A 12,700-nucleotide genomic window follows, 5' to 3' on the forward strand; every position below is an offset into this window, starting at 1 on the left:
CTGGTTAAAACCCGATAGACGCGAAGAACACAGCAAAAACTCCATCCACCACGATGACCATAAATATAGCTTTCACAACAGAAACAGTCGTATGACGCCCAAGTGACTCTGAAGAGCCCTCAACTTTCATACCTTCCATACACGCGATAAGCCCGATGATCAGGGCCATAAACGGCGCTTTCACAATGCCAACCATCAATGTGTCAACAGTAACAGCCGCCTGCAGTTGTGCAATGAAGGAATGAGGTACAATGCCCAGATACCACCAACAGGTCAGCCCCGCCCCAAACAACGCCGCGATGTTCGCTAGAAACACGAGGATCGGAAGCGCGATCATCAGCGCCACCAAACGCGGCAGGATCAGCACTTCGGTCACCCGCAGACCGGTCACCTGAAGCGCATCAATCTCTTCCTGCATCTTCATGGAACCAAGCTCTGCCGTGTAAGCAGAACCGGATCGTCCAGCCACCATAATGGCTGTCAGAATAACGCCAATCTCGCGCAGAACCAGAATGCCGGAGAGATCCACCACAAAGATCTCAGCACCAAACTGCTTCAGATAAAACCCGCCCTGCTGCGCAATAATTCCGCCGATCAGAAAGCTCATCAGGCACACAATCGGAACCGCACCCATGCACGAGCGCTGAAACTGAACGCCGATGGAAATAGGCCTCAACCGGCTTGGATGCGTCGCGGCGGCGGTGATCGTCGCGGTCAACCCACCCAGCATGGCCAGAATATCGCGCGTATCACGGCCCAGCTGGCGTGTCGCCTCGCCCACGGCTTCCAGATAATTGACGAAAGAGTTACCAGAGTGTTCTTCGGTGGGATTGTCGACGTCTTGCCGGTCAACTTCCTTCAGCAGGATGTCAAAACGCTCATCTTCATAGATGAACTTGACCTCTCGCCCCTGTTCGGCTTGCTCCATTTGGAACCGCTGCAGCAACCAGGCACCAGCCGTATCAAGAAAACTAACCGCCTTTAAATCCACGCAAATTACGGAATGGCGCAGTCTGGACGCAGCTTGATTGATGAGTTTTTCGCAAGTAGATCCCTGCCGGATACCCCAGGCACCGGAAGCCGTAAGCAAAAGTAACGCCCCGTCTTCAGCAGTTACCAGGTCCGGCGCATCCATTTTATCAGTCAGCTTCATCACGGGACCCTGCGCCCTATAATCCAAAAATCCTATTGATCCTATACAGGTTTCTGTAGTGTGTCGTCTAGTAATCCTCATTCAGCCACAAGTACAACGGAAAAAATTATGTCTATTTCTAAGCCATATCTATTATTTCTTGGGGACGTAAAAGACGAGCTGGCAGCAAAAACTGCCCATGGCGTACTTGATTGGCGACCAGAATGGTGCCTTGGCCAAATTACACTCCCGGGCTGCAAAGCCCACACGACCCTGTCAGAAATGAGTCTTGCTGATGCCATCGAGGCAGGTGCAAAGACCATGGTCATCGGCTGCGTAAATGCCGGTGGCGTCCTGCCAGATCACTGGATTGCAACCATTGTCGACGCTCTCAACCATGGCCTCGACATCGCAGCAGGCCTGCATATCGAGCTGGCAAGCATCCCAGCCATTGCCAAGGCTGCAGCTAAGAACAAGCGCAAGCTTCACGACCTGCGCTTTACGGACCTCACGTTCCCAACTGGCAAAGGCGAAAAGCGCTCCGGAAAGCGCTTGCTGACCGTTGGCACCGACTGCTCCGTTGGCAAGAAATACAGCGCTCTTGCTCTGCAAAAAGGGCTGGCTGACCGCAACATCAGCTCTGACTTTTGCGCAACCGGCCAGACAGGTATCCTTATTGCCGAACGCGGCGTTGCCATCGACTCTGTGGTCTCGGACTTCATCTCAGGTGCGGCAGAACACATCAGCCCGGCCACCAAAGACAACCACTGGGATGTGATTGAAGGTCAAGGAGCCCTGCATCACCCGTCTTTCGCCGGTGTCTCCCTCGGCCTGCTCCACGGCTCTCAGCCAGATACGTTTGTTGTGTGTCATGAGCCAACCCGCTCCACCATGCGTGGTGTGTCAGCACCTATTCCATCCATTCAGGACGTCATTGACCTGACAATACAACTGGGCCGCCTTACCAATCCGGACATCCGCTGTGTCGGTTTAGCCATCAACACCATGATGCTTTCTGAAAATCATGCAAAAAACCTGATTGAAGAGCTGGGGGAAGCGCATAAACTGCCCGCAACTGATCCTGTCCGCTTTGGGACCGATCCAATCATTGATCATATTTGCGCGGAGTTTAAACTGGTTTGACCTGTCGCCTGTCTATTGAAGCTGAAACATTCCCAATTGCGGGAAGCTTTACCATTGCCCGCGGTTCGCGCACGGAAGTAAACGTCCTCACCGCCACACTCACACAGGACGGCCACACAGGCCGTGGCGAATGCGTTCCTTATCCGCGGTACGGCGAAAGCGTTGAGAGCGTCACCGCTCAAATCGAAGCAGTGCGTGGAGCAATAGAAGCTGATGTCTCCATTGAGGAACTACAAGGCCTAATGCCCGCAGGTGCCGCCCGCAACGCAGTGGACTGCGCCCTGTGGGACCTGACGGCCAAACGCCAGAGTGCCACTGTAGCTGAACTGGTGGGCATCAAGTCCCAGCGCATTCTGGAAACCGCCTACACCATCTCCGTCGGCACACCGGAGAAGATGGCGACAGACGCTGCAAAAGCGGCCAGCCGCCCTCTCCTCAAAGTCAAATTGGCTGGCGATGGTGATGTTGAACGCATCGCTGCCGTCAGACAGGCAGCCCCAAACAGCAAGCTCATTGTGGATGCCAACGAAGGTTGGTCAGAAGATAATCTGGAAGCCAACATCAAGGCCTGTCAGCAGGCAGGTGTTGGGCTGGTGGAACAGCCTTTGCCAGCGGGCAAAGATGGCATTCTGGCAGAAGTGGAACACCTCATCCCGATCTGCGCGGATGAAAGCCTCCACACCTCTGCAGATCTGGAAAGCCTGCGCAATCGCTACTCAGCCATCAACATCAAGATCGATAAAACCGGCGGTCTCACTGAAGGGCTGAAGCTGCTGCGCAAAGCAGAAGAGATGGACTATGTCATTATGGTCGGCTGCATGCTCGCCACATCTCTCGCCATGGCCCCTGCCATGCTGCTGGCGCAAAACGCAGAGTTTGTTGATTTGGACGGCCCTCTATTGCTTGCCAAGGATCGCGAGCACGCAATCCAGTTTGAAGGCAGCCTGATGCACCCGCCGTCCCCGCAACTTTGGGGCTAATCACAAGCATAAAAAAGGCGGCTCTCACATCGAGGCCGCCTTGTTTTTTAAACGCGTTTGGTCACCAGCATAAGCGTCAGCACACCGACACAGCAGATCCCCGCCATCAGATAGAAGGCATAGGCTTGTTCAATCGCATAGAGCCAGCCGCTGGCAATTCCGCTCACGCCCATCACCACACCAAAGGCTGTTTGTGTCAGCCCCTGAGCCGTGCCAAGGCGTTTGCTTGATACCAGTTTAGATGTGTAGGCAACCATGCCCAAAAACACCATCCCAAAGCTACCTGCGTGCAACAGCTGAAGCAAAACAGCGGACCACGTCTCTGTTGCATAAGGGAACAGCATCCAGCGAATGATGCTCGCAACACCACCCGTGACCATCAACCCCCAGGCTCCCAGGTGACGCATAAAGAAGGAGCCCCAAACAAAAATTCCAATCTCTGCCAGAGTACCGATCGCCCACAATCCACCGACCATCGCATCGCTGATGCCTACAGACAGCCAGAAGATGCTGGCGAAGGCATAAAGCGCTGAGAAGCTACCCAGCAGCAAACCACCAGACAAAACCACAAGCAGGAACTGCGGATCGCGCAATTCTTCGGCGGCCCAAACACTTTCTTTGCTTGAGCTGCGGCTTTCTGAAGGCATACCCGGCAACAGCACAGCAAGCAGCGCCAGCAAACCCAGACTGCCCACAGTCAGGAAAAGCAGTTCAGCAGGCTCACCAAATGTCAGATACCAACCACCAATCAGCGTCGCGACCACAAACGCAATCGATCCCCATGATCGCATCGGCCCGTAATTCAGGCCAAGAGTGCTCACAGTTTCATAGGCATATGCATCCTGCAGCGGCTGAATAGGCGTGTAGAAAATGGAGAGGAAAACAACCAGTCCAATGACAGTCCAATAGTCACTGGAGTAGATCAGAATCCAAAAGGAGATCAGCGCGATAACACTGAACAGCGCCATGGAATGACGCCTGCGCCCCGCACGATCCGAGATGCTCGTCATCAACGGAGTTGCAAAGATGCGGACGATATTTGGCAAGGCAATCACCAATGCGATCTGCACGGGTGTAAAGCTAATATCCTCCAAAAAAAGCGGAAAGTACGCAAGAAAGAAAGCGTTTGCGAAATTAAACGCTGCAAACAAACCACTCACGCCTGTTGCAATCCAGAATAGGTTACTGGCTTTCCCTAATGAGGAAGTTCTTCTGGGCATAGTCATTGGAAAACACTACAAATGGGGGTGGAGAGTACCCGAGGAAGTGGATGGGAAGGGATACTCCTATCACTTGTGCTAATAGGGACTATCCAAATCAATGTAAACCAATTATTAGCCGTAGAATCTGTTATATAAACTTGTAGTATTATCTTAGTTAGTTATGAAGGAGCCACTTATGGCTGGCAACAACCGAAAGGTCCTTTTGAGCCCCGAGGAATTTGATGCCATCAAAAGCGCACTCTCTGAGACTGATAGAGGCCGTGCTTTCCTTCATGATCACCTCACACTAAACAGATCCGCCGAAACAGCAGACCTTCTGGAAGCTGTTCGACGACTTGAAAAAACATTGGTTGAGCGCGAACTGCCATCTGAGATGGAAACATATCGCCTGCACACCTATGAAATGTATGAGGCAATTGAGCGAACGAAGGACGAAATCTCAAAGATCAAGCTGGAAAATGCCGACAATAATCGCTTTTCAGCCGCTTCTGACGAGCTAGATGCAATCGTCACATCCACAGAAAGCGCAACACAGGTCATTTTGGAGTCCTCCGAAGCTATTCAGGATTTGGTGGACAAGCTCCGTGCGTCCGGCGCAGAAGATGCCCCATGCGATGCCATTGAAGAAATGGCCATGGAAATTCTAATGGCATGTTCCTTCCAGGATCTGACAGGGCAGCGCATCAACAAAGTGGTGAAGGCCCTTCATTACCTTGAAGGCCGCATCTCCAAGATGATCCGCATCTGGGGTGTAAACTTGGCTGATGAAGATCGCCCGGAAATCAATTTAGATGAGCCACGTGATGAAGATGATCGTCATATAGACAAGCGCCCGGACGCCCACTTGCTCAACGGCCCGCAAATGGATGGTGCAGGCGTTGATCAGGCTGACATTGACGCCATGTTTGATGCAACACCTGCCTCGACCGAAGAAGCACTGAACGAAAACGTCGTTCAGTTTGCTGCTGAGACACGAGCAGAAGCAGCCCATCAAGAAGAGGACAAAGCAGAAGAGCCTGCCGAGGAACCTGCTGAAATCTTTGAGCTTGATGATGTGGAAGACGAGCTGAACGCTGTTGAAACGCCTCAGGTCGCGTTGATCGAGGACGACGACCTCATCGTCACCAACGACGACACGCCAGTCGAAACGGACACCGCGACAGAGCAGGACGATGCACCAATCGAGATCGAGGGGCAGTCTCCTCCGCTCACCTCCCCAAGAGGCAGCAATTCCGACCCGCTCCATCACCTCTCAACAGGAGAGCGCCTCGCACTCTTCTCGTGATTAAGACCTAAAACCAGAAATTCGAAAGCCGTTTGCCGCCTTTTCAGTGCAAACGGCTTTTTTCTTATGCAGGCGCTTTCTCTGCAGAGTACTGCTTCAATGCCTTCTCAAAGATGGCAGGATCCACATTGCCGCCGGAGATCGTGATCACTGCCGTCTTCCCGGCAAGGTCAATCTTGCCAAACAACACAGAAGCCAAAGCAACAGCCGCGCCCGGTTCAACAACCAGTTTCAGCTCAAAATAAGCAAAGGCAACCGCTTTCATCGCCTCGTCATCTGTGACACGCAAACCTTTTGCCTGACGCCTGCTCAAAACTGAGAAGCCTTTATCCCCTGGCATTTCAGTCAGCACCGCATCACAAACAGAACCGCCCAGAGCAGCATTGCGAACACGTGTCCCAGCTTCCAGTGAGCGCGCATAATCATCAAAACCAGCAGGCTCTGCCGTGTAAATCTGACACTCAGGCAGGCTGGTTTCCAACGCCAGCGCAATACCGCTGGTCAGACCACCGCCACCTGTACAGCTGATCAACACATCAGGTGTGACACCCAGAACTTCACATTGCTCTGCAATTTCAAGCCCGGTCGTACCCTGTCCCACAATCACACCACTGTCATTGTAAGGGTGGATGAACGTCGCACCGCGCTCCTCACAAAGACCACGGGCAATCGCCTCGCGGTCCTCGCTCTCACGATCGTAAAGCACAACCTCCGCCCCCAGCGCTTTCGTCCGCTGGATCTTCAGCTGAGGCGCATCCTCAGGCATCACAATCACCGCCGGAAAACCAAGGATCTTCGCAGCAGCTGCAACGCCCTGCGCATGGTTTCCGGAAGAACACGCAACCACACCAGCGGGCCGCTGTTCCTGCGGGATCAGGGAAAGGCGATTGAACGCGCCTCGAAACTTGAAAGACCCGGTGCGCTGCAGGTTTTCGGCTTTAATAAAGACACGGCCATTCACCTGCTCATCCAACACCGGAAAGTTCAGAAGCGGTGTCAGGCTGGCATAGCCTTGCAGCCTTGTTCTTGCTTTTTCAATTTCGGAAAAAGTGAGTTCGACTGGACTGGAAACATCTAAAACCATAAGAACCTCGGCAACAGCAATATGCCGCCCTGTATAGCACGCAAATCTACGAGGGTTTCAGATATTCTGATCACAGCTCAAGGAGATCCACTCAACCATTCAGGTGATTTCCAACAGAGCCTTTGCCCGCATACAGGTCCTGCCGAAATCCTGCAGTGAATGCAGGATCATAGGCATGTTCAGCATTGGCTAGAAACTGCTCGGCACTTGCCCGCCACGTAAATCGCAGGGCAACATCCCGGCAATGATCCCGCGAAACCTCCAGTGCTTCCAGCGCTGCCGACTGAAGATCATTCTTCAGCACACCTGCCCCACTGTTGCCAATCACATCAATCGGCCCCATCACAGGAAAGGCCGCCACCGGCGTCCCGCAAGCAAGCGCTTCCAGCAGCACATTGCCAAACGTGTCGGTCTGGCTCGGAAACACAAATACATCCGAGTTTGCATAATACTCAATCAGCTCATCACCGACGACAGGCCCGGTAAACAACACCTCCGGATAAGCAACCTTGAGCTCCTCCAGCTGCGGGCCTCCACCAACAACCACTTTGGTTCCCGGCAAATCAAGCTGCAAAAACGCCTCGATATTCTTCTCAACCGCCACGCGTCCCACATATAAAAATCGCGGCCCTGACAAGTGATCCAACAGACTGGTCCGCATTGGCCGGAACCGTTGGTGATCCACCCCGCGAGACCAACGCAGCAGATTGTCAAACCCACGCATGCGCAAGTCAGCTTCCAAAGTGCTCGTCGCAACCATGCACCCCTGCCCGCTGTTATGAAAACGGCGCAGCCAAGAATAGCTAAAGGACAACGGCACCGGATAACGTGCCTGCAAATACTCAGGAAAACGCGTGTGATAACTGGTAGTGAAAATCCGCCCATCTCGCTTTGCCACCTGCCTTGCCATAAGGCCCAACGGTCCTTCGGTCGCGATATGCAGATGATCGCAGTCGTACTTCTCAATAAACCCACGCACGATATGCGGCAGCGTTAGGCTCAGCCGGATCTCACCATAAGACGGCATCGGAATGCTATGAAACGACTGCGGCGTCAGGAACTCAACCCAAATACCCATAGAGCGCAGTTCAACTGAAAGCCGCTCCAGCGTCCGCACAACGCCGTTGATCTGAGGCTTCCACGCATCGGTAACAATCAGGATCGAGCTCATGCCGCCACCCGTCCGTCAGAACTCTCGCTCGTAGTCTCACTCTCGCCCCGTTTGCCATCGCCCCAATGAATAACCTCAAACGTTCCATCAAAGTTCTCAGCAACGGCAGTGCAGCTCTCCACCCAATCACCAGTGTTGATGTAATGGATACCGTTGGTCTCATGATCAGCCGCATGATGGATATGACCGCAGATCACCCCATCCACCTTCTGACGCTGTGCCTCTGAAACCAGTGTTTCCTCAAACTTGCCAATGAAGTTGACGGCGTTCTTGACCTTCAGCTTCGCCCACGCAGAAAGGCTCCAGTAGGTCAGCCCCAACTTACGACGGCAATAATTCAGCACTGTATTGAGATTGAGCGCACTCACATAAGCCCAGTCACCAAAGAAGGCCAACCACTTTGCATGGCGCACCACCACATCAAACTGGTCACCGTGAATGACAAGATACCTCTTGCCATTGGCCCCTTCATGAATGACCTGATCAACAACCTCGACACCCCCAAAGTGAATGCCGAAGAAGTCCCGCAGGAACTCATCATGATTGCCGGGAATGTAAACGATCCGTGCCCCTTTGCGACCTTTGCGCAAAAGCTTCTGCACCACATCATTATGCAGTTGAGGCCAATACCAGGACCGTTTCAGCCGCCAGCCATCAATAATGTCGCCGACAAGATAAACCGTGTCAGCGTCGTTTTGCTTCAAAAAGTCCAGTAAGAGATCAGCCTGACATCCGCGTGTGCCCAGATGCACATCAGACAAAAACAAGCTTCTGTATTTTTTACTAGTAGAATCCCCGGTCACCACAAAGCCTCCGGAATAAGAAAACCTTCTTTCCTTTAAATTGATTCACAAGAAACAAATATGACAGGATGCATATACTCAAACCTGTCAGCTTCTTGCTTGAACCTCAAGTAACATTACTCCCCGTTTATTAGGGGAGAGAAAATCAAGTATCTGCAATTCAAGTGAATATTCTATTTGCTTGCTAAGCTTGATCCTGACTGGCTCAAACCTTTCTGAGAATGTAGGCTGCCCTTCACAATTCACCGATTCATTAGGATGTTGAAATGCACTTGGGTATTGAGGGGCGCAAAGCCATTATCTGCGCATCCAGCCGCGGGCTGGGTTTGGGAACAGCAAAAGCACTGGCAGAGGCTGGGTGTGATCTCGTAATCAACGGACGCAACAAGCAACGACTAGACCAAATCGCGAGCGAACTGGCAGCACAACACAACATCTCAGTCATTCCCGTGGCAGCAGATATCTCCTCACCAGAAGGCCAGCAAGCCGTTCTCAAAGCGTGCCCAAACCCGGACATTCTCGTCAACAACAACGGCGGCCCGCCACGCAAAGACTTCAAAGAGCTGGACCGTCAGGCGATTCAGGATGGTGTCATCCAGAACATGATCACCCCGATCGAACTGATCAAAGCAGTCATTGATGGCATGGCAGAGCGCCGTTTTGGCCGCATCGTCAACATAACCTCCATGTCTGTGAAGATGCCAATTGAAGGGCTGGACCTGTCCAGCGGTGCCCGTGCAGGTCTTACTGCATTCCTGGCAGGCGTCTGCCGCCAATACGCCCAGCACAATGTCACCATCAACAATGTGCTGCCCGGCAAGTTCGACACCGACCGCTTGAAAGGTGGCTTCGAGCGTCAGGCAGAGCAAACAGGCATCTCCATTGAAGAAGCCAAACGCCTGTCTTCAGAAGAGATCCCAGCAAGGCGTCTCGGCAATCCGGAAGAATTCGGCAAAGCCTGCGCCTTCATGTGCTCAGCCCATGCTGGATACATAACAGGCCAGAATCTCCTGCTTGACGGCGGCCTCTACCCAAGCGCTTTTTAAAAACGAAAAGCCTCCCCGCAGTCACGCTACAGGGAGGCAAATCAATTTTGCTTTTGCAGTGTCCTACAGCGTATCTCCGAAAAGTGGAAACCGGTTTTCGGATAAAGATACGCAAAAACAAAGACTAAAGCAGTTCAGGTGATTCAGCTTAAATGCGAACTGCTTTAGAACTTCAAACGGGCGCCAAAGCTGATGATGTCAACATTGGTGTCGTTGACCGGCCCTTGAATGGTAATGCCCTCATAGAACGGGTGGTCCGGATTAATGTTGATGTTTGAGCTTTCTGGAAAAATATGCGAGTAGCCAAAATCAACTTCCAGCCAGTCCTCGTAGAAATAACTCACCCCGGCACTCAGCCAGAACCGGTTTGAATCAGGCAGTCGCGGTGTCCGGTTCGCTTCGTCAATTGGAGACCACTCATAAGCCAACCCAAACCGACCAGTGATGTTCTGAGTGAAATCATACTCCGTACCAAGCGAGATGAAGTAGCCGTCGTTGTATTGGAACGGTAACTCGGAAACCACCTGATCCTGCAGATTGAACACCGGGAAGGTGCTAAACCGTGACCAATGCGTCCATTCAAACGTACCCATCCCGCGCCAGCGCTCATTCAATACCTGCTGGAAGGAAACTGTCACAGTCTCTGGCATAATGATGTTGGAACGAATTGGAGTTGGCGTGCCACCACCGACCACAAGCCGCCCCTTAAGGTTGTGCTCAATGGGCGAGCGATACCCAATACCAAGCTGAGTGCCTTCCCACGGCTTAAAAAGAGCTCCAAGGGTTGCCCCAAATCCGAGATTGTAGTCTTCGCCGCGCAGTTCCGCAGTTGGTGAATTCGCAGCAATTGGCGGAACACCCGTCGCAGACTTCAGCCTCACTTGCAAATATTGAAGCTGCCACCCAACCCCAACAGAGAATTTTTCGGTGACTTCATAAGCCGCCATCGGCGTAACATTGACAGAAAGCACACGGGAAGACCGCGCATAGACCTGCCCCGCCCATTCAATTTGAGGTTTGGTTTCAAAGCCATAAGGTGCATTGGAACTGACGCCAAGAGTAAGGCGGTCATTAATCTTCCAAGTGCCATATCCTGCTGGCACCCAGGCATCCACGCCAATGTCACCTGAGGAATATGGCACGCCGGTTACAGGAATGCTCAGCGCATCAATCGTCGCCGTATCCAGATCAATCGTTGCACGTGGGAACACAAATGTCTGCGAAGTTTCCACCTGCACCCCATCATGACCAGTCATGGTCGCCGGGTTCCAGTACATGCTGGAGAGGCTTTTAGAGACAGTTGCATTTCCCGCAAAGGAGAGCCCCTGATACCACGCAGATTGCTCACGAACAGCAAAAGCACCGGCAAATGCATCAGACGCAATCAGCAAGGAAGAAAGGCTAGCGATCGTAATGGGTAAATATCTGGACATGCACGGTACTTTCTGTTCTCAAGAAAACATTCAAGCAGTGCCATGATCAACCTACGAGTTACTTATTGATTCGGCTCTCTTCCTCATGATTGAAAATATTAAAGAGTAATTGCACTGGCATATTTAAAGGTATGAGGCGTCGACTTCATAAAACAACAATGCCCAGCTCACTTACAATCACTTGGGTATTCGCATTTCAGGCAGGTACACTGAAACATTTTCTGTGACAAAACTTCCGCATAACAAAAGGCCCTCCAAATGGAGGGCCCTTCAAACGCGATTTGATCTGCCAGTTAACTTCTTGCAGAGATGTTTTTGCCCAGTGAAAGAGCGCTCCACCCCGCCAGAAGCTCCTGCGCTTCTATGTAACTCTCATAAATCTTACGAGCTGTTTTGTCTTTCTGGGTATAGATATCCAGCACCTCAACACTGGTTTCCTTCAATGCTGCAAGAACCTCTTCCGGGAATTCGCGAATCTCTACCCCATGCTCTTCCTGCAGCACCTTAAGGCTCGCTGCATTCTGCGCATTGGCCTCAGAAAGCGCCAAGTCAGCTTCCACACGGCAAGCCTCTTCAACCACCGCCTGAAGCTCAGCTGGCAAACCTTCCAAAGCAACCGCATTCACAATTGCCTCACCGGTGCCGTTTGGCTTATTAAAGCCCGGACCGTAGTAGTATTTGACCAGTTTATGGAAGCCCAACGCACTGTCCGTCCATGGACCGAGAAACTCTACACCATCCACCACACGCGTTTGCAGACTGGTGAAAATCTCGGAGGCTGGAATGTTGACCGGAGTAACACCAAGCTTGCGCATGATTTCACCACCAAGACCTACCATGCGCAGTTTGCGCCCTTTCAGGTCATCCAGCGTCTCAACAGGTTCACGATACCAGCCCGCCATGGTTGGGCCAGCATTACCAGCCATAAACGGCTTCACACCAAACGGCGCATAAAGCTCATCCCAAAGTTCCTGTCCACCCATCTGGTCCACCCAGGCAGTGTGCTCCTGAGGCAGCAGACCGAAAGGAACGGTCGTAAAAAACACCGAACCCGGCATCTTGCCAGCCCAGTACAAAGCAACTGAATGGCCCATCTGTGCAGTGCCGCTTGAAACAGCGTCAAACACCTCAAAAGCCGGAACCAGCTCACCTGCAGCAAACAGGCGCACACGCATCCGACCATTACTCATAATGTTGATGCGATCACAAATGCGTTGCGCAGACATACCTGGGCCCGGCAGGTTCTTGGGCCAGCTGGTCACCATGCGCCATTCTATCACCGGATCAGCATCCTGAGCCAATGCTGGCGCAGCAAGTGCAGCGCTACCGGCAACCGCCCCAGCAGTGAGCCCCAGCGCCTGACGGCGGGTCAGATTGTTTTCTTTGTTCTTGGTCATTAT

11 protein-coding genes are annotated in these 12,700 nt (G+C 52.5%); 4 read left to right on the forward strand and 7 right to left on the reverse strand.

Features of this window, described 5'->3' with window-relative positions:
• Positions 1 to 4 precede the first annotated feature (4 nt).
• Positions 5 to 1,153: an ABC transporter permease gene (locus tag PsAD13_RS21395; RefSeq protein ID WP_057462652.1), complete on the reverse strand. Its 1,149-nt coding sequence runs from the start codon at positions 1,151 to 1,153 to the stop codon at positions 5 to 7.
• Positions 1,154 to 1,261: 108 nt separating this feature from the next.
• Here PsAD13_RS21395 and dgcN point away from each other — a divergent pair, with 108 nt between their 5' ends.
• The gene (gene dgcN / locus PsAD13_RS21400) at positions 1,262 to 2,275 is read left to right on the forward strand and encodes an N-acetyltransferase DgcN (protein WP_063289630.1); all 1,014 of its coding nucleotides are present in this window, start codon (positions 1,262 to 1,264) and stop codon (positions 2,273 to 2,275) included.
• Positions 2,272 to 3,255 carry an N-acetyl-D-Glu racemase DgcA gene (dgcA, locus tag PsAD13_RS21405; RefSeq protein WP_063289631.1) on the forward strand — a complete coding sequence of 328 codons (984 nt, stop codon included), beginning with the start codon at positions 2,272 to 2,274 and terminating at the stop codon, positions 3,253 to 3,255. Before dgcN ends, dgcA begins: the two co-directional genes overlap by 4 nt.
• Positions 3,256 to 3,302: 47 nt before the next feature.
• Here dgcA and PsAD13_RS21410 read toward each other — a convergent pair whose 3' ends face one another.
• Entirely contained in the window at positions 3,303 to 4,415 is a 1,113-nt protein-coding gene (locus PsAD13_RS21410) for an MFS transporter (protein ID WP_208986852.1), read from the reverse strand.
• A gap of 238 nt (positions 4,416 to 4,653) precedes the next feature.
• On the opposite strand from PsAD13_RS21410, the gene PsAD13_RS21420 reads away from it, so the two are divergent.
• A complete protein-coding gene (locus tag PsAD13_RS21420) occupies positions 4,654 to 5,763 on the forward strand; it encodes a protein phosphatase CheZ (protein ID WP_208986853.1) in 1,110 nt (369 codons plus the stop codon).
• A gap of 64 nt (positions 5,764 to 5,827) precedes the next feature.
• Here PsAD13_RS21420 and PsAD13_RS21425 read toward each other — a convergent pair whose 3' ends face one another.
• From PsAD13_RS21425 to PsAD13_RS21435, 3 genes are all read right to left on the reverse strand, one after another.
• Complete coding sequence (locus tag PsAD13_RS21425) at positions 5,828 to 6,847, reverse strand: threonine/serine dehydratase (RefSeq protein ID WP_063319407.1); 1,020 nt, start codon at positions 6,845 to 6,847, stop codon at positions 5,828 to 5,830.
• Between the two features lie 91 nt (positions 6,848 to 6,938).
• Positions 6,939 to 8,018 carry a glycosyltransferase family 1 protein gene (locus PsAD13_RS21430; RefSeq protein ID WP_063319408.1) on the reverse strand — a complete coding sequence of 360 codons (1,080 nt, stop codon included), beginning with the start codon at positions 8,016 to 8,018 and terminating at the stop codon, positions 6,939 to 6,941.
• Complete coding sequence (locus PsAD13_RS21435; RefSeq protein WP_208981997.1) at positions 8,015 to 8,785, reverse strand: UDP-2,3-diacylglucosamine diphosphatase; 771 nt, start codon at positions 8,783 to 8,785, stop codon at positions 8,015 to 8,017. Before PsAD13_RS21435 ends, PsAD13_RS21430 begins: the two co-directional genes overlap by 4 nt.
• 302 nt (positions 8,786 to 9,087) lie before the next feature.
• Here PsAD13_RS21435 and PsAD13_RS21440 point away from each other — a divergent pair, with 302 nt between their 5' ends.
• Entirely contained in the window at positions 9,088 to 9,867 is a 780-nt protein-coding gene (locus PsAD13_RS21440) for an SDR family oxidoreductase (protein WP_063319409.1), read from the forward strand.
• Between the two features lie 164 nt (positions 9,868 to 10,031).
• Here the strand turns inward: PsAD13_RS21440 and PsAD13_RS21445 are convergent, their stop codons facing one another.
• A complete protein-coding gene (locus PsAD13_RS21445) occupies positions 10,032 to 11,300 on the reverse strand; it encodes an OmpP1/FadL family transporter (RefSeq protein WP_057462662.1) in 1,269 nt (422 codons plus the stop codon).
• A 293-nt stretch (positions 11,301 to 11,593) separates the two neighbouring features.
• Positions 11,594 to 12,697 (reverse strand): TRAP transporter substrate-binding protein, encoded by a 1,104-nt coding sequence (locus PsAD13_RS21450; protein WP_063289640.1) that lies wholly within the window; start codon positions 12,695 to 12,697, stop codon positions 11,594 to 11,596.
• Positions 12,698 to 12,700 lie beyond the last annotated feature (3 nt).

Origin of the sequence: Pseudovibrio sp. Ad13 (genome assembly GCF_001623225.1) — a bacterium.
In the GTDB taxonomy this organism is placed as follows: domain Bacteria; phylum Pseudomonadota; class Alphaproteobacteria; order Rhizobiales; family Stappiaceae; genus Pseudovibrio.

Coding starts and splice junctions, on each gene's coding strand:
- PsAD13_RS21445 (WP_057462662.1), bottom strand. CDS start 11,300: ATGTCCAGATATTTACCCATTACGATCGCTAGCCTTTCTTCCTTGCTG.
- PsAD13_RS21395 (WP_057462652.1), bottom strand. CDS start 1,153: ATGAAGCTGACTGATAAAATGGATGCGCCGGACCTGGTAACTGCTGAA.
- PsAD13_RS21450 (WP_063289640.1), bottom strand. CDS start 12,697: ATGACCAAGAACAAAGAAAACAATCTGACCCGCCGTCAGGCGCTGGGG.
- PsAD13_RS21425 (WP_063319407.1), bottom strand. CDS start 6,847: ATGGTTTTAGATGTTTCCAGTCCAGTCGAACTCACTTTTTCCGAAATT.
- PsAD13_RS21420 (WP_208986853.1), top strand. CDS start 4,654: ATGGCTGGCAACAACCGAAAGGTCCTTTTGAGCCCCGAGGAATTTGAT.
- dgcN (WP_063289630.1), top strand. CDS start 1,262: ATGTCTATTTCTAAGCCATATCTATTATTTCTTGGGGACGTAAAAGAC.
- PsAD13_RS21430 (WP_063319408.1), bottom strand. CDS start 8,018: ATGAGCTCGATCCTGATTGTTACCGATGCGTGGAAGCCTCAGATCAAC.
- PsAD13_RS21440 (WP_063319409.1), top strand. CDS start 9,088: ATGCACTTGGGTATTGAGGGGCGCAAAGCCATTATCTGCGCATCCAGC.